Below are 19375 nucleotides of genomic sequence, written 5' to 3'. Positions count from 1 at the left end.
TCTTCTTGTTCTTTAAAAACTTTTTGTAAAGCTGTTAGACCTTTATTTTTAATATCTTCACTTACTACAGTTTCTAATTTAATTTCAGAAGTATCAGGTATAGATTTTCTATTTCTTGAAGAACGACACTGTTTTGCTCATTTATATTTTTATTAGAATTAGTTTGTTTATTAGTGCAACTAACTGATGAAATACCAGTACTTAATATAGTTAAACTACTTATTATTTTTAATAAGTGCTTCATTTTTGCTCTTTCTTTAAAACAAAAAATACGAATCTAGAAATTCGCAAATATATCAATATAAAGTTATATTAACATTTAGATTAATAATTAAATTATTAACTAATTAATCTAAAAGTTTTTTGTATTCAGAATACCCCTTTTTTTCCATTTCTTCATATGGAACAAATTCAATAGCTGCCCCATTAATACAATATCTTAATCCACCCATTTCTTTAGGACCATCATTAAAAACGTGTCCTAAATGGTTATTTCCAGTTTTTGATCTAACTTCAACTCTATGCATATTGTGAGAATAATCTGCTTTATATTCAACAGCTTTATTATTAATTGGAGCTGCAAAACTTGGCCAACCACAACCAGCATTAAACTTAGTATTTGAAGCAAATAACACTTCTCCAGTTATTTTTTCAACATAAATACCTTTTCTATGTTCGTCATTAAATTCTGAAGTGTGTGGTTTTTCTGTTGCTGAATATTTTAAAACATTTAAACTTAATTCGTCTAAACTTAATTCTTTTCTTATTAACTTAATAAGTTCTTGTTCTTTATCTGTTAAATTAAAATCTACATTTAAATTAACATGACAATAACCTGTTGGGTTTTTATCTAAATAATCTTGATGATAGTCTTCAGCAGTCATATAGTTTTTTAATTCTTCTAACTCAACATAAAATTCATCATATTGTTTTTTGTATTCTAAAAACACTAATTCAATAACTTTTTTATCATTTATATCAGTATAATAAACACCAGTTCTATATTGGGGGCCTACATCATTTCCTTGCTTATTTAAAGAAACAGGATTAATAATTCTAAAATAATGCACTAGTAATTCTTCTAGTGAAATTTGATTTGAATCATAAGTAACTTTAACTGTTTCAGCATGTAAAGTTTTAGATAAACTATAATATTTAGTTTTTTCACTAATTCCATTAGCATATCCATTTTCAGCATTAATTACACCTTTTAGTTTAGAAAAATATGCTTCAACACCTCAAAAACAACCACCAGCCAAATAAATAACTTTATTCATATGTTTTTTACTTCCTTTTTTTATTGTTATTTATTTTAATATAAAAAATATAAATTTATAAACTTTAATTAAAATAAATAAAAACAAATCTGTATAGATTTGTTTTTCTAATTATTATAATTTGTTAACTTCTTTTACACTAAATGAAACTGTTCTTTCATCTCTTAGTTTGTACATTAGATTTGGGTTAGCATAACCTTTAGTTTTTTCAAATCCTAACATGCTTAAACCATTAAAGTATAATGGTATTTCATCTAAAATTGCTCTTTGCTTATCTTCTATTCCTGTTTTAGGATCAACTTGATAAATTTTTCTATCTTGTTTAAATTCAATCCCTATATTACCAATTGCAGAAAAATCATTATTTGAAACACTAGATTTATAACCCTCAGCTCTTTTATCATCTAGTTGTGCTCTAGTTGTTTTAGATGAGAAGTAATTTTCCGATAAATAACTAGGTCTGTTTGTATATAAGTTAACATGTGCATGACTCATTCATCCACCATTTGATGAGTGATCACCTAAATAACCTATAACTGTACCCTTTGAAACCTTTTTTGGTGTGCTTGGAGTAACACTTTTTACGACTTTTACTGTTCTGCCTTTTTTTAATTTTGCAGTTTCAGCAACTCATCCTAATTTATTATTATTTAGAGTTCTTTGAGCATCTAAATGCAAGAATGAAATATAAATATGTGTTTTATTATCATTTAATTCAATTTCTTTTTGTTTAGGAGATCATGGTAGGCTAGTAATTGGAACTTTAGCAACCAATACAGTACCAACACCAGCAAATGGAACATTAGTACTTAATTCATAAGCTGCTATAATTTCACCATCATATGGCATTACAACAGGCTGAAAATCATTAGCAATATAATCTTCACCTATGTGCATATATTGTGGACTCTTTATTTTTTCACCATAAAATCCTCTTGATTTAGCATATCCTCCAGAAAATACTTCTGAATCAAATTGTCTAAAGAAGTCTTTATTTATACTTTTTAAATTTTCTTGAGTTAATTTTTCAGTTGCAAAGTTAGGAGCATGAATATTGCTTTTAGTAAAATCAGCACTATATAAGTCAGTATATTTACCTACACCTAATTTTTTATGTAAATTAGTTACATTATTAAAACTTTCATTAGTTAAAATTTCTAAAAGTAATTTAGAATTTCTATAATCAGTTGTTTTATCGATTGATTTTACTTTAATTCCTTTAATAAAGTCTGATTTTGCTTTAATCAATAAATTAGCCTTATCTAAATTAGTAAAGTCTGTATTAGTTTCAGTGTATTTAACAGTATTAACTTTAATTAATTCACTTAGTTTTAATTCTTTTCAAAATGAATTATTTTTATCAAATTTAAATTTAATTCAGACATTTATTCCTGCTTCAGGCTGTCCTTTTTTTTCATCAATATTATCTCTAATTGCTAGTCTTACTTTTACAAATCCTTCATCAAAAGCTAGACTAGAATCAGATAAATCTACATCAGTAATAATTTTTTTAAATTCAATTTTTTTCTCTTTATTTTCCGATAATTTATCAAATTCATCAGCTTTAATATCAAAAATATCACCTAATTGTTTTGAATTTAATTCATGAATTCCTCATTCATCAACTAGCTTTTTAGTTTCTTCAGTTACTGTTTTAACACTAACTGTAAAGTTATTTTTATCTTTTAATTTTAGAAGTTCTTCATAAATAGATTTAATGTTTTTTGTATCTATTTTTTCACTACCACTTGCTTTTACATTTTTAATTCTAAATTTAAAAGTTTGTTCAATAAATAAACCTTGTTGGTATTTAAAATTATTATGACTAACTAAAGGAAGTTTTACTCTTACAGGAAAAATAACATCAAAGTTATTACCATAATCTCTTGATATGTTATTATAATCAACTTCAAATTCTAATCTTTTTAAAAAACTATCAGATAAATTAAATTTTTTTTTAATGATTTCTTTAAATTTATCTTGATCAAATTTTATATATTTTGATGCATAGTTATTTTTCATTATATTGTTAAATTCAACTGTATCTCCAGATGCACCATCAGTTGTAAATTTAACTAAATCTTTGTTGTGGTCGTGTTTAGTAAAATATTGATTAATTTCACTTAACATATTAATTTGGTTATAGTTTTCAAATTCTTGTTTGTCTTTTTCAGTTTGTAAATTATAGTTTAAATAAATTTTTTCACTTAAAGATTGATTAGATTGAGGATTTTTACAAGAAACTACAACAAGTGAAGGAACAACAGCTAGTGTAGTTAGTAAAGGGATTATCAATTTCTTTCTCTTAAACATAGATCTCCTTGACAACTGAAATGATTTTTCAGTCTTTTTATAAATAAGTACGTTAATAAAATTTAATTATTATAAGAATAAAATTAGTAAATTAATTACTAAATAAATTTTAATACTTGAAAATATGAATATTTGAGAATGACTCTTTTTAATATTTTTTTAAATATTAGTTCCAAGTTATTAACTAAGTTAGAACTATTTATTTTGATATAAAACTAAAAAAACAGATCATAAGATCTGTTTTAGTTTTATGTTAATTTATTAACTTCTTTTACACTAAATGAAACTGTTTTATTATCTCTTAATCTATACACTAAGTTTGGATTAGCATAACCTAATCTTTTTTCAAATAAACTCATACTTAAGTTTGGTAAAAATAAAGCTTGTTCATCTTTTATTATTATTTTCTTTTTGTTTTTATCTAGTTTTTCTACTCCAGTAATCTGATCAACTTCATTTATAGTGTACGGTGGTCTTTGTGGAGATTGATGTAAACCAATATTTCCAAATTGTCTTCAAGTTTCTTTTCCATTTATATTTTGATGATATTGTTTAATTCTATCTTCAGATAAACCTTGATTAGCTTTAGTTGAAAAATAGTTTTCAGATAAATAACTAGGTCTATTTGTATATAAGTTAACATGAGCATGACTCATTCATCCACCATTAGATGCATTATTACCTAAATAACCTATAATAGTATTTTTTGCTACTTTTTGTGGTTTTTCTGGTGTTAAACTCTTAACAACTTGAATTGTTCTATTGTTATTTAAAACAACTTTTTCTGCACTTCACCCTAATTTTTGATTATTTAAAGTTCTTGATGCATCTAAATGTAAAAACGACATATAAATATGATCTTTATTATCATTTAAATAGATTTCTTTTTCTTTAGGAGTTCAATCTAAATCAGAAACTTTTATTTTAACAACAACAACTGTTCCAACTCCAGTAAATGGTATTTTAGTAGTTAATTCATATGCAGCTATAATCTCTCCATCATATGGCATTAATACAGCTTGAAAATCATTAGCTACGTAATCTTCTCCAATATGCATAAATATTGGTGTAGTAATTTTTGGAGCATAAAATCCTCTTGATGAAGCATAACCTCCAGAAAATAATTCTGAATCAAATTGTCTAAAAAAGTCTTTATTTACAGATTGTAAATTTTCTTGAGTTAATCTTTCAGTTGTAAAATAAGGAGCTTGAATATTATTTTTTATAAAGTCATTTTCATATAATAAACTATATTTTCCAACACCTATTTTTTTGTTTAATTCTAATTTTTTATTATCTTTTAATAAAACATCTAAAACTAATTTTGCATTTCTAAAATCATTAGTTTTTTCTATTTTTTTAATATCAACATTTTTAACATCTTTATTAAGAATTTTAACTATTAAATTATCTTTAGTTAATGATAAAAAATCAGTATTAGAAATTCCATATTTAATAGTATCAATTTTAATAACTTCATTTAATTTAATGTTTTTTCAAAATTGATCATTTCAATCAAATTTAAATTTTATTAATTTAGTTATTCCTGCTTCAGCTGGTAAAGCTTTTTTTTGAATCGTTTTTAGTTCTATTATTTTTTGATTAATTTGTTGAATTAATTTATCAATTTCTATTTTATTTGAATCAGACTTATCTTTTTCTAATTTCTCTTTTTTTGTAACTAAGTTATTAATTTCTTTATTAATTTCAATTAGTTTTTTAGCTTTTTCAGATGAATCAAAACCTTCTTTAACTGCAAATCTAACTTTTAAATAACCTTCATTTAAAGCTAAATTTTTATCACTAAAATCAACACCAAAAATTGTTGATTTAAAAACAAAAATAGGATTGTTTGTTTTTAATTGATCAAATTCAGAAATATTTATTTCAAAAATATTTGAAAGTTGAGTTGAGTCTAATTCATTAATATTTCATTGATCTATTTGATTTTTAAGCTCATTAGAAATATTAGTTTTAATTCTTGCTGTAAAGTTATCATATTTAAGTTCTTTTAACTTATTAAAAACATCTTTTAACTCTTCAGCAAAAAACGCTTCACTAGGTGAACTTTTTACATTTTTTAATCTAAACTTAATTATTTGTTCAGTAAATAATCCAGGTTGATAACTTGCTTTTTTATGATTTTCTAATTGTCTTTTTATTCTAATAGGAAAAACAATATCAAAATTATTAGAATAATCTCTATCAATATTAGTGTAATCAACTTCTATTTCTAACTTATTTAAATAATCATCAGAAAGATTAAACTCTTTTTTAATAATTTGTTTGAATTTATCTTTATCAAATTTAACATATTTAGCTGCATAGTTATTTTTCATTAAACTATCTAAAGTTATATAGTTATGTGAATCTTTATTAACAAATTGTACTAGTTGTTCATTAAAGTCGTGTTTTTCAAAAAAATGATTAATTTCAGATAATATGTTTATCTGGTTTTCTTTTTCAAAATCTACTATTTTATAAATACCTTGTTGATTTTGAGTTGTTTTACACCCAATAACTATAGAAGTTGAAAGTATTGGTAAACTACAAAGTACAGCAAGAACTGATTTTTTATATTTTTTATTTATCATATAAATCCTTAAGCAACTGATATAACTACTCCAGTTTTCATCTTAATAGCTATACTAATAAATCCAATTATTATAGGAATAATTATTGAAAATACTAATACTAAAACAAACTTTAATAAATTTAATAAATATGATTTAACACTAATTTGGTTTTGTTTTTTTAATAAAATAAAATCTATTGTTTTAAAAATAATATCTATAAAAGGAAATGCTAAATGGAAAGAAAAGAATTCAAAAAATGATGAAATAAATAAAATAGTTCAAATAAATAACAATTCCATTAATATAATTCCAAATTGGTCAAACTTATAAATTGCTGTATCAATTGCTGATATAAATGGTAAAACTATTATTAATAAAGTAATAAACACAAACTCTTTAATACTAAAAGAAAGTATTGATAAATCAGATGAGCTTTTAAAAAACTCTCTTAAAGTTAATATATTTAAAAATTGGTATTCGATTTTTTTATTATTAACTTTTTTAATACTATTAAAAAATAAATAAAATACTAAAACACTTAAAATTACTCCAATAAATTGAGCAAATAAAATATATCAAATTCCATTAGTTAAAATAAATCCTACTAATTGATTACTTTCTTGGCCCGATTTTCCAAACCCAATAAATACAGCTTTAAAAAAGACAACTAATGGATTTAAAAATGGAGCTATTGAAGTTTTTGCTCCAATTGAAGCAAATCCATAAGGTAAAAAGAAAGCTAAAGCTGTAGCTATTGTAAAACTAGTTGATAAAAATAATTTGTTATGTTGTTTTTTTAATAATATTGCAATTAGTCTAAAAACTAAAACTAAAAATACTAGTAAAAATACTGCTAGAATTTCAAAACCAAAAACTGTTGGATTAAAAAACGTTCTTAACGCTTCTCCTGGTGTATTTTTTTGTATCATACTAACCCTTTCTAGTGTATATTAACCCCTCTTTTTTATTATAAATAATTAGAAAAATTAATTAGAAATCTTAATAAAATAAAAAGCAATAGCTATTAGCTATTGCTATACATACTAAAGAATCCTCAATTAATTTGATTAATGATTTTTAAAAATTGATCAACAATTTGCTCAGTTCTTTTTTGAATTTGACTAAATCTTCAAACACTATAAGAATTAATAGAATCAATATTATAGTCTATTAAATTATTAGATCCATTAATTAAAGGTGATAAAACAAGACGATAAAGTTTGGTTTTTTTGTCTTCAAATGAATAATTACTTATTTTAGAATTTTGACTTGAATCAATAAGACATAAATTACCTATTTTATTTAAATATGTTTTTTGTTTATCTATAACATCTTGTTCTGATATGTTTTAATTAATTGCTATATATTTAATTCATTCATTAGTTAAAGTTTGAGGCATTATATGTTCTAGTGTAGTTTTTTTTAGTGTGATTGATTTTTTCATTAGCATTATTTAAAATAGTAGTTTGAACAACATCAATAACACTTTTTGCAATTCACTTAACTGTATCTTTAATATTTAAAAGTGATTCTCTAACTTGTATATCATCTGGAGATATTGCGTTTAGTAGTTTTTTAATAGAATTATCTTTTAAAATTTTAGATAAATCTTTATAAGTTTTTTCTTCTTTAGTTATTTGTTCTTCAAATCATAAACAAAAATCTGAAAGTGATTGACCTGTACCTTGATAAGACATTAATCTTATAATATGTATTGAAAATACTTTCATATAATTAATAATTGTAATATTTTCTTTTCATTCTTCACCACTAGTATCAAAGTTTGAAAATTTATTAAATAACGCAAATAATAAACCTATATAAACTCTTTTTTGATCAATTACTCTTATTCATAAATTATTTCCAATATGATTAGACTTTATTGGTTTAGTAATTGTTAAATATAAAATCAGATATTTTTTTAACTCTTGTAAAATATTAGTTAAATTTCAGTTTTTGGATTTACTAGATTTTATATAATATTTGAAATTTTTATAAATTTCATAAGATCCATATTTTTTATAATTATCTTTTAAGTATCATTTTAAAAATTCTTCAAAAAAAGTCTCTAATTACTTTTTCTTTATCTTTATTTTTTCAATCTCCATTTGAAACTAAATTTCAAATGTATTTATCAAATTGTCTTAAGTTTTCTTTTGGATTTTTATTTTGATCTGCTAGCATTATAATATTTTTAATTAAATCTAAATCATCTAAAGGTACACCTTTAGAGTTTAGATTTTCAAAAATAGTCATTTCTTTAAATGAATCATTTATTGGATAAATCAATGATGAAAAAATAAACTTATTTAAAAAAATATCTAATAATCTTTTATAATCATCAACAATGAATTTTTTAGAATCAAAAAAGTTTTTAATAATTTCATAATTCTCTTTTATTTTTTTATCACTAAAATTTATTTCACTACTATCAAGCTCATTGCTTGTATAATAATTAATTATTTTTTTAATATCTTCTGATATAGATCAACTTTCTTGGTCATCAGAGCGTTTTTCCAAAGTAAATTCTTTTATTTCTAGTCCTTTTTCTTTAAAAATTGATTGTTGTAAAATATTTGACTCTTTATTTCTGATTATTTTGCTAGTTGGATTATTTTGCTATTAAAAAAATGAATTAATAAAAGACAAGTAGTTAATCTTTGTTGACCATCAATTATTCGATGTTTTAAACCATTAGGACTATCTGTATCAATTGGAGCTGTTGCTTCAGTAGTGGTTCCAAAAAAGTGCTGACGTTTATCTTGATCTCTATCTAATAAGTCATTTAAAAGTGAGTGAATATTTTCTTTGCTTCAACAATATTGTCTTTGATATAAAGGTATTTCAACTATTTGTAAATAATAAAACATTTCTTTAACACTTCTAGGACTAACCTTAATTCAGTGATTTTGCATAATTATTTTTCCTTTTTTATAAACTCATAATTTTCTATTTTTTTAAGACAATATGTTATTAATTCAGAATCTGAACAAACATCTTTTTCTCAAGGTGAAACTTATGCTTTTAAATTTTTAATTTTAACTTGATTAGTTCTTTTACCTTTTAATTTGAAATCTTGATAGTTACTTTCATTAATAATGTTTAAATTTACTAAAAGCGTGATTATTTTACTTTGTCTATATATTGAAACATTCTTATCAAAAGTTTTTAAAAAAATATTATCTGCAATTTGTTTTGTAGATAATTCTTTATTAATTATTTTTCAATTACCATTTACATTTTTAATATAACCAAAAGCAGTTAAAACTAAACAAAACTGATCATAAGTAGCATCACTAGTAAAAACATCAATTATTGTGTCATTTTCATTCATCACATTAATGTTGTTATTAATCTTGCTATTTGGTGAAGTATAAAAGCTATTAAATTTTGAATATTTATCTTTAAATCTTTTTAAATAAGATTTAGCATTAGTACCAACTGTATGAAAGATAGCACCTTTTATAATTTCTTTAAATTCCATAATTATTTATTCTTGTTTAGTTTTATTTTGATTTGATTAATAATATCTTTGATCAATTCACTTGGAATTGAACTTCTTTTTGAATAATTCCCTCTTGCCATATGATTAAGAAATTTATCATTTTTGCCACTATAGGTTTAAAATATCAATAATATTGTCAGTATATTTCTTTTCACTTGTATAGTGTCATTTTTTAGTTGTACCATCTAAATACTTATTAGCTGAACTTAATCTTTCCATTATTTGATTAAATGAAAATCTCTCTGTTAATCCTTTTTCTTCAAATTCTTTTTTCATTCTTGAAGTGATTATAGAACTTATTAAGTTTATAAATTCAGTAGCAATTACACTTGTGTTTTGCTGTACTCTTACAAAATCCAGTTCAACAATGTTTTTATAGAAGTTGAAAAATTCTTCAATTTCTCATCTTGTTTTGTAAAGATCATATATTTGTTTTAAAGATAAATCTTCGTTGGAAATAAAAGTAATTGTTCCAAAAAGATTTTCTTTTTCTTGTAAAAGTTCGTTATTAAAACTTTGTTCACGATTAACTTTATCTAAATAAGCTCTTCTTTCTTGGCTGTAGTCATTTGTGCTTTTAAATGAATATAAAAATTCGCCTTGATCTAGTTTTGCTTTTTTACATAAAATAATATCTTCATCAGAATTGAAAGTCATTTCATATTTAGATAACTCTAAAGCTTTGATTCTTTTATCGTTTCTTTTAATAGGGAAAAGATTTTTAACATTTTTCTTTTGAGTATTTAATTTATCTAAACTTTCTTTAGAAAGAATTCCTTTATCTCCCATGATTAAGCAATTATTTAGTGAAAATTCATCAATAAATCTATTGAACGCCATTGTATCTAGTGTGTTTCCTTGAAAAACCTTACTTGCAATGGGTTCTTTTTTGTTTAGGTCAAAAGCATATAGAACAGAAATGTTTTGCACCCCTTTAGTTCTAGCTTTTCACGATCATTTTGTAAAATCAGAACTTTTAGAACTACATTTTTTTAACATACCATCAATTACAATAGTAGATCCAGGAGAAACAGTATCGATTCTATTTTGAATGAATTGTTTGATGCATCTGTAGTTATATCCTAACTTTTCTAAAAACCTTGAAATGTTACTAGATGAAAGTCCTATACCTGGAAATTGTTCAGAGAAAAATGAACATTGATATTTTCTATTAATTTCTCGATTAGTGATATTTCCATAAGCTGCTCTAATAATTGCTATTGCATAAATTATTTTTGCATCTGAAGGATTATAAACTTTGCAAAGATCTTCAAATACATCTTTTGATAATTTATAAGCAATTTCAGTTCTTCCGAATTGTTTTATGTCACACAAAGCAAAGTTAAGTCTACTTGTTTTAGTTTCTACATATTCAAAGTTTATTATTTCACCGATTTTACCCAGTTCTACAGGAACAGATTTTCCATTTTTTCAAACACTTGTTCTTTTAATAACATCATATCTATTTCCGTTTTTCTTTACTCTTGTTTTTTTTGGTCTTTAGACAGCTAATATCTCTTTTGGTATAGGCATTTTCCTTCTCCTTATGTAGTGCTTTAGTCACTATAATTGTATTATATTTTTCGTTCTTTTTCTATAGTTTTTAGCTGTTTTTTTATATATTTTTTTCTATAAAAATCCTAGGTTTTATCGATATTTTGACAAAATAGGCAAAAAAAAATAGCATTTCAGCTATTTTTCATATATTCTTATAGTGGTTTTAACGGAAAGTTCTTATTATATTTAAAAAATTTACTTTTATTATTAAATATTACTCTAATTTCATCTTCATAAAGATCATGAGTTGATTTTAATTTGATTACAGATTGATTATTTATAATAGTATTATTTTTAACTTCTAAATCTATGTTTTTAAAAGAACTATCAGTATTTTTTAATTCTGCAATAATGTTATTAGTATTAATAACATTTATATGATTTTTTAAAACAATAGGTTTCATTGGGCTAGTAAATAATAAGATGTGTTCATGATCATTATCAGTAAGCAAATTATTCTTTTTAAAAAATATACTATAAAGTTTAGATCTATTAGATAGTTTGATCTTATAGCCTTCTTTTAACTTTTCAAAAGTTGTATTAGTATTTTGATTAAACTCTTTTTCTAAATCATTAAATGATAAGATAGAAAATTTTAAATCTTCTACTAATTTAGTATTTTGTGCTTTTATAGTTATTGGATTATTAATTTGAAAATTACTTAAACCAAGGTATTTAACTAAGTTACTTTTATTTTCAAGTGCTTTTAATAACTCAGGAAAAACATTAATTAAAGTTCTTACTCTATTATTTTTAATTTCTAGTTTAGGTAAAATAAAGTTCTTATTTTGATTATCTGAAAAAGAAGCAAAATTAACAACACTAGTAGTATTTCATTTAGATAAATCTTGATCAAAACTACTAGCTCCTCAAAACATTTTAAAAATATTAGTTATATGTGAAATATCTCATTTACTAATATTTTTATTAAATAATTTAGCATCATAAAACATAGATGATATATTAGCTACTTTTGAAGTATTTCATTTACTAATATCTTGGTCAAATCATTGAGCACTTTCAAACACATTACTCATATCAGTTATATTTGAAGTATCTCAATACTGAATTCCTTCTATTTTATCACTTATGTTTTCTTTAAATACACTATTTAAACTAGTAATATGTCTAGGTAGATCTTTAGGTACAGTTCTAATATGGATAGGAATTTGCTTTAATTTATAAACACCATTTATTTTTTCTCAACCTAATTCTTTGATAATTTCATTATTTGTTTGATCAATAACATGATCTTTTGAATCTTGAATATTATTTTCTTGTTTATTAGACAAAAGCATAGTCGTTCTTTAATATTGACATTTAATAACGAAACACCTAATGAAGTTAAAATTAAACCAAATGCAATTACTTTAATTAATTTTTGATAATACTCCTTTTTTAATAGCTTACTATATTTTTTACTTAATTGTTTAATACTATATTTATTTTTTATTTTCTTTTTGATATTGTTCTTTTCACTGTTCTCTTCATTTTCCTTTGAAATTGTCAAAATAAACATTTTTTCCTGTCTTTTCATCAAATTTCATTGGATTTAAAGGTTTATACCCATCATGTTTTTCTTTTTCATACTCTGCTTTTTGTTTTTCATATTGTTTTCTAGTAACAATTTTGTCAAACATTCTTACTCCAACATATCTCTTTGCATGAGCACCTGTTGGTCAAGTAGGTTTTGAAAATTCATCAACATAAGAAATACTTGGAAGAGTATCAGCTTGATGAGTATGAGTAGGAATAATAACAGCAGAAGCTAAAGTATAGAAGTTTTCTAATTTAGCCAATTCAGTATATCTTTTATAAATTTCTGTTTTATTTTCATCAATATAAGTTAGTTCATTAGTGAAATGTTGAATAATATTTTTTAAATCTTCATAAGCTTTATTTAAAGTATCTTTATCTACAGATGTATCCTTAACTTTTAAATCTAACTTAATATCTTTTCTGTGTTCTCCATTTGTAGAGATTATGCTTGTAGGTTCTAAGTTAGATTTATCAAATACTTTAGTTCAACTTTGAATATATTCATATACTCCACCATATTTTAATGTTGCTAAATAGTTAGTTGGATCATCATAATCTGGTGATCAACCAAAAGCTGTTAATCCATATTTACCATCTCTTATGTCTTTTAAGTAATTAGAAAAATCAATAGGTTTATCAATATCAAATACAAATGGAGAATCAATATCATCATTTCCAAATTTTCTTACTAAATAGTTAAATGAACCAAAGAATTGAGCAATCTTTATTTTAAAATCATCTGCTCCTGTTGGGTTTAATAAGAAAGGAATTGTAATAGGTTTTCTAAGATCTTCAATACCAGCAATGTTTTTTAAATCTTCTTTAACTTGTTGTTTTAATAAATTAATTTTTTTGTATAGATTTGTTAAAAGACGATCTTGCTTTTTAATATCTTTTTTTGAATCAATACCAGTATCATAAACTCCAATCAAATCAGCAAATTGTTTTGCCAAAGTTTCGTTTTTAAAAGTTACTTTACTTGCATCTCTATTTAAGTCAAATAAACCGTTTTTACCATTTGTTTGTTGCAATTGATCTTCTTTTAAAAAGGCAGTAAATGCTAATAAATCATTTTCTAAGTATGCATCATTTCCTTCATTATACACACTAACTTTTTTCTTACTATTTGGATTTTTAGCATCCTTAACTTTACCAAAACGATTAGCTCACTTTTTAATATTTTCTTCTTTGTACCAACCTTTTTTCTTTAAAACTTCAATAATTCAATCACTTCATGACTTTTCATCTGCTTGACTTGTAGAAGAAATAGATGAACTAGACTCAGTGTCTCTTCTTGCTCTAGAAGATGTAGAATCTGAAGAATCATTTTTATTTTTTGGATTATTATCATCATCATATTTTCTTATATCATAATAATCTTTTGCTAAAAAGTCAGCATAATCTGCAACTTTTTGTCCAGAATCTCTATCTAATACTTTATAATCATCATCATTATAAGTTGAAACGTATTGACTTGTAAATGTATTTCTTAATTGAGTACTTGTAGGACGATCATTACCATCTCTAGCTTCAGAATGGAACTTAGCATATAAAGAACGATTTAATACATATCTAGCCATTATTCTAAGAGATTTTAAAGCAAGTGCTCTATTTAAAACGCTATCTTCTTGAGCTGTTCTAGGTCTTTTTTTAGAATTTTCTTTTAAATTACCTTCATGGTCAAGTTCGATTCTGTCATAAATCTGGGTTCCTTTAGTATGAAAGTTAAACCCAAAAGCTCAAGTAGTTGTTGGTTTTTGTTTTAAAATATTTGTTCCTTCAAAAACTGGATTATCTTCACTACCAACATATTTTTTTCAACCAGCTAAATCATTTGCATTAATTTTTGTTGAAGAAACGTCTCCTGTTTCAAATAAAAATCTTCTAGTAGCAGCATCAGCCTTATTAACATAGCTATAATTAATTTTTTCTATATAAACTTTGTCTTTATTATAGTAAAATTCATTCTTGGTTAGATTTAAATTAGAACCTGGGAAATAATCTTCAATAACATAAGCTCCTGAATATCATAAACCATTATATCCAGATTTTTTTCCTAAAGGTTTACCATAAGCAGTTCCTGCATAAATACTAGATTTTTGGTCTTTATCACTAGCATATTGAAGAGCAATCTCTGGAATAGGAGCAAAAGCAAGATATGATATTACTGATTCAAAATAAGATATTCTTTTAGAAAGATAAAAACCAATATCAAAAATATTTTGATCTAATCCATCTTCACTTTTATCTTTGTCTGCACTAGATTTACCATTATTAACTATTTTTCCATCTTTAAATGATTTTTCTACCAATTCTTTTGTTGACATCGAAGCATCTAAGGCAAGCTTTTTGGCTTCTTTTTCATCAGTTGGATTTAAATTAAAAGCAAGAATGGCTCTATCAATTCAATAACTTGATTTCAATTCGTTAGTTCTTAAATCACCAGGAAGATCTTTATTAAATCTAGCATCATATTCTTTATTTTTTGGATCTGATAATTTGTTAATAAATTCCATCAATTCATAAACATGCTTAAAGTTAGTTAAGAAATGTTCAGTAGTTAAAGCTAAATTGTTTTTATTTAAAACATATCTAAAGGTATTAAAAACATCTAAACCAGCAATTTGAGGTCCTTTAACTTGTTTACCATTTTCAATTCTAGTTCAATAAGCATTTCTTCTAATTCTGAATTTTCAGTAATCTTTATCTTTATTATGATCTCAGTATTCAGCTAAAGCTCCTTCATAATTATCGTGTCTATTTACTGTTAATAAAATATCTTGTAAATTAGCAATAATGTCAGCATCATTAGCAATATTGTTAGTTGCTGAGTTTAAATTAGCTAAAGAATAATTAGTAAGTTCACGCAAAACTTTGGTATTAGAATTTCTTCTATTTAAAATTTTATCTAAACTAATTCCAACAGAACAACTTACAATAGAAGCTGAAGCTGTAGCTATTATAGAACCTAACACTGTCATACCTAAAACTTTTTTCATAAAACTTCCTCCTTTCTTACTTCTTACTTCTTAACTTTTATTTTTAATTTTAATTGATCTTTATAATCTTTAATTTGTTTTTTATATGCTTTAACTTCTCTTTCATTAGCATAAACAAAACGACCTTTAGAAACTTCTACTCATTTTGGAAAATCAACCAAATAGTCATAATGTTCAACTTCTGGTTTATAAACAAAGTGAACTTTTTTACTTTCTTGAATAGGATCTGGTAAAGGAATCGCACTTAATAGTGATCTAGTATAAGGATGAAGTGGTAAGTCAAATAATTCATTAGATTCAGCTAGTTCAACAATATCACCACGATAAATAACTGCAATTCTATCTGTTGCAAATCTTACAACTGATAAATCGTGAGCAATAAAAATATAAGTTAAATCAAATTGTTTTTGAAATTTAGCTAATAAATTCATAATTTGAGCTCTAATTGAAACATCTAAAGCTGATATTGGTTCATCAGCTACTACAAATTTAGGCTTCATAATTAAGGCTCTAGCAATACCAATTCTTTGACGTTGTCCTCCTGAAAACTCATGTGGGTATCTTGACAAGTGTTCAGGTAATAAACCAACAGTTTCTAGTAATTGATTAATTAAAAATCTTTTAATATCTTTTTTATCAATTTCTGAAATATCAGCTATTAGGTTTTCTTTATTATTTTTATTAAATCAATTTTGGTATGCTACTTTAACTTCATCGTTCAAATAAAGTTCTGGGAAATTATCTAAACCTTCTTTAATAATTTCTTCAACAGCCATTCTTTCGTTTAATGATGAACTTGGATCTTGAAAGATCATCTGCATATTCTTTTTATTTTCTTTAAGTTCTTTTCTAGTAGGTGATTTAAAAATTTCTGCAGTTTTTAAGTTATCATAAAAATCGCTATTTTGAACAGTTTCTATAACTGATTGATATTCTTCAGCTAGTTCAGTTTTATTATTTATAGTCAAATAATCAATTCTTTGTTTTAATTTTTTTAAATAATAACTATTTTTATATTTTGGACAAGTTAAAGCTAAGTTCATTAATTGATCATAACTAGCATCTTCAAGTTGAGGAGTAATTAGTTTTTGACTTTTAATAACTAATTTTAGCTTAGCTCCCATCTCATCAAAAAACTTAGTTACTGAAGTATATTTACCATTATTAACATCATTTCTAATAGATAACATTTCTTGTAAAGTATTATAAATAGTATTTTCTAAATCTTTAATTTTTAAAATTGAATCATGAACAAAATCTTGATATTTATTAATAGCATCTTGTAACTCTACTTTAACATTAGCATGCTTTGAAATGTTTTTTGTAATACGTGCTGCTTTTTCTTGCAATCTAATAATTTTTAATAAACGTTTTAAATTATCAGTAACAGCTTGGATAACAATTGATAAATTAGCATTCTTTTTAACACTAACTAATTTAGTTGTATTTAAATTAACTCCTTCTTTAATAATTCTTGACTTACCATCTTCATATTCTTTTAATTCTTGAGTTTTAAAGTCAAAAAATTTAGATTGAGTATACTTATAATAAACTCTTTTAAATTCATTAGAATAATCATTTAAACTAAGTGAAGTAGTTAAATGATTTTGTTGCATAATGTATAAGTGTCTTGCAATTTTTTGATTAATTTTATAAACATCTGGAGTTTTTCCTCTTAATAGTTTATTTTCAAAATAAATTGCTCCATCACTTACTGGTTGAATTCCAATAATTGCTCTTCCAATTGTAGTTTTTCCAGAACCAGATTCTCCAACTAATCCAAAGGTTTCACCTTTATAAACATCAAAAGTAACTCCTTTAACAGCTTTTAATTTATTTCTACCGTTTCCAAATTCAATCAAAAGGTCTCGAATTTTTAAAATTGCTTCACTTTTCTTTTTTATCATTTTATTCACCAACCTTTGATTCTGAAACTGCTTTTTTTAGACTATTTAATTGTTTTGGACGTTTAATTTTTGGAGCACGTGGATCTAATAATCAAGTTTTTGCATAATGAGTATCTGAAATTTTAAACATTGGAGGTTCATATTTATAGTCAACTGCTAAAGCAAATGTATTTCTTGGTGCAAATGCATCAGCTTTAATTTCTTTAAATAATGAAGGTGGAGTACCACTAATTGAATATAATTCTTCACCTTTAGTTCCTAATTGTGGAAGTGATGATAATAATGCTCAAGTGTATGGGTGTTTTGAATTAAAGAATACATCTTCAGTAGTTCCATATTCAATAATTTGACCAGCATACATAACAGCAACTCTATCAGCAATATTTGCAACTACTCCTAAATCGTGAGTAATAAAAATTACTGTAAATTTATACTCTTCTTTTAATTCTTTAATTAGATCTAAAATTTGAGCTTGAATAGTTACATCTAGTGCAGTTGTTGGCTCATCACAAATTAAAATCTTAGGTCTACATGCTAAAGCAATAGCAATAACAACTCTTTGTCTCATCCCACCTGAATATTTACCAGGTAAATCTTTATAACGCTTTTCAGCATTAGGTATTCCTACTCTTTTCATTAAATTAATAGCTTCAACTTTAGCTTCAGCTCTATTTAATTTACTATGATTTCTTAAAACTTCACTAATTTGATATCCAACACTTAATAAAGGGTTTAAAGAAGTCATTGGATCTTGAAAAATTGTAGCAATAGTTCCACCACGTAGATGTTGTAAGTTTTTATCAGTACTTTTTTTAATCCAAAAATTAAAGCGCTTAACAAAATTTCACATTTCATTTAAAGCTTCAACTTTAGTTTGATCTAATTTTTTATTTTGATTAGATCTAATATTATAAAAAATTTCTAAAGCTAAACTTTCAAAATTATTTTTATATTCAATTTCATCTAATCATTTAATATGTGGTTCTAATTTATTTATATCTTCTAATTCGTTTTTATTAAACTTATTAATTAAACTAACAATTTGAAAATATTTAAACTTTTTAAAAGCACTAATTGTTTTAAAATTATAAATTTCTTTTTTAGCAGTTTGAATGATTTTTTCTAATTGTTGAATTTCAAATTCTAATTTTTTAGGATCTTTTTTTCATTCAATTTGTTCTTTTAATTGCTTGATTTGTTCTAAATACTCATTTCTTTTAACTAGTTTTTTAGTACTATTAGTAAATTCGTATTTTTTCAACATATCTGCTTTTTGTTGTAATTCATCAATTTTTAAATTTAAAGATTCAATAGTTGATTCTTTTAATTCTTTAATAATTAATAAAGCATCTTTAATTTTCTTATTATTATATTTTTTAATTCCTTTTCTTGATTCATTTTCTAAAGAATTTTTATGAAATTCTACTAAATCAAGATCTTTTTTAAACACAGCTGATTCATTTTCTTTAGTAGCTTTGCTTGGATAATACATAATAGTTCCATTAGCAATATAACCATTTGACTCTAACATATTAGTTAAAGTTTTAGTTAATACTGATTTTCCAGAACCAGATTCTCCAACTATAGCTACTGTTTCACCATCATAAATATCAAAACTAATATTTCTAATAGAAGTTAAAACTTTAGAACGGACACGAAATTTTACTACTAAGTCTTTAATTGATAAGATAATATTTTTCAT

13 protein-coding genes and 2 pseudogenes are annotated in these 19375 nt (G+C 23.9%); all 15 read right to left on the bottom strand.

Translation table 4 applies throughout. The features are described 5' to 3' along the window. Positions 1-347: 347 nt before the first annotated feature. The 15 genes and pseudogenes from msrB to oppD all read right to left on the bottom strand — a co-directional run bounded on the left by msrB (position 348) and on the right by oppD (position 19375). Complete coding sequence (gene msrB, locus V2P32_RS01385; protein WP_434343782.1) at positions 348-1277, bottom strand: peptide-methionine (R)-S-oxide reductase MsrB; 930 nt, start codon at positions 1275-1277, stop codon at positions 348-350. A 114-nt stretch (positions 1278-1391) separates the two neighbouring features. Then, complete coding sequence (locus V2P32_RS01380; protein WP_434343781.1) at positions 1392-3590, bottom strand: MSC_0775 family lipoprotein; 2199 nt, start codon at positions 3588-3590, stop codon at positions 1392-1394. A gap of 248 nt (positions 3591-3838) precedes the next feature. Further along, positions 3839-6184, bottom strand: coding sequence for an MSC_0775 family lipoprotein (locus tag V2P32_RS01375; protein ID WP_434343780.1), 2346 nt, complete (start codon positions 6182-6184; stop codon positions 3839-3841). 8 nt (positions 6185-6192) lie between these two features. After that, complete coding sequence (locus V2P32_RS01370; RefSeq protein WP_434343779.1) at positions 6193-7095, bottom strand: MAG4940 family membrane protein; 903 nt, start codon at positions 7093-7095, stop codon at positions 6193-6195. A 95-nt stretch (positions 7096-7190) separates the two neighbouring features. Further along, positions 7191-7445, bottom strand: a complete 255-nt coding sequence (locus tag V2P32_RS01365; RefSeq protein ID WP_434343987.1) for a GmrSD restriction endonuclease domain-containing protein — start codon at positions 7443-7445, stop codon at positions 7191-7193. A 100-nt stretch (positions 7446-7545) separates the two neighbouring features. Continuing rightward, positions 7546-7863, bottom strand: a complete 318-nt coding sequence (locus V2P32_RS01360; protein WP_434343778.1) for a hypothetical protein — start codon at positions 7861-7863, stop codon at positions 7546-7548. Between the two features lie 328 nt (positions 7864-8191). Continuing rightward, positions 8192-8686, bottom strand: coding sequence for a GmrSD restriction endonuclease domain-containing protein (locus tag V2P32_RS01355; protein WP_434343777.1), 495 nt, complete (start codon positions 8684-8686; stop codon positions 8192-8194). Between the two features lie 74 nt (positions 8687-8760). Further along, positions 8761-9081 (bottom strand): DUF262 domain-containing protein, encoded by a 321-nt coding sequence (locus V2P32_RS01350; protein WP_434343776.1) that lies wholly within the window; start codon positions 9079-9081, stop codon positions 8761-8763. Positions 9082-9182: 101 nt separating this feature from the next. Next, positions 9183-9650, bottom strand: a complete 468-nt coding sequence (locus V2P32_RS01345) for a hypothetical protein (RefSeq protein ID WP_434343775.1) — start codon at positions 9648-9650, stop codon at positions 9183-9185. Between the two features lie 2 nt (positions 9651-9652). Then, positions 9653-9754: pseudogene (locus tag V2P32_RS01340) on the bottom strand (DNA methyltransferase); the annotation flags it as partial. Positions 9755-9779: 25 nt separating this feature from the next. Further along, a pseudogene (locus tag V2P32_RS01335) lies at positions 9780-11204 on the bottom strand (transposase). A gap of 176 nt (positions 11205-11380) precedes the next feature. Further along, the gene (locus tag V2P32_RS01330; RefSeq protein WP_434343774.1) at positions 11381-12526 is read right to left on the bottom strand and encodes a BspA family leucine-rich repeat surface protein; all 1146 of its coding nucleotides are present in this window, start codon (positions 12524-12526) and stop codon (positions 11381-11383) included. Between the two features lie 144 nt (positions 12527-12670). Continuing rightward, a complete protein-coding gene (gene oppA / locus V2P32_RS01325) occupies positions 12671-15766 on the bottom strand; it encodes an oligopeptide ABC transporter substrate-binding protein OppA (RefSeq protein ID WP_434343773.1) in 3096 nt (1031 codons plus the stop codon). Positions 15767-15789: 23 nt separating this feature from the next. After that, on the bottom strand, positions 15790-17673 hold the full coding sequence (locus V2P32_RS01320; RefSeq protein WP_434343772.1) for an ATP-binding cassette domain-containing protein: 1884 nt from the start codon (positions 17671-17673) through the stop codon (positions 15790-15792). 1 nt (position 17674) lies between these two features. Next, on the bottom strand, positions 17675-19375 hold the full coding sequence (oppD, locus tag V2P32_RS01315) for an oligopeptide ABC transporter ATP-binding protein OppD (RefSeq protein ID WP_434343771.1): 1701 nt from the start codon (positions 19373-19375) through the stop codon (positions 17675-17677).

The organism is Mycoplasma sp. 06067-C1-B144P-99-0482-3 (genome assembly GCF_051053925.1).
Classification (GTDB): Bacteria; Bacillota_I; Bacilli_A; order Mycoplasmatales; family Mycoplasmataceae; genus Mycoplasma; species Mycoplasma leachii.
This window is presented reverse-complemented; position numbering and strand designations above follow the sequence as displayed.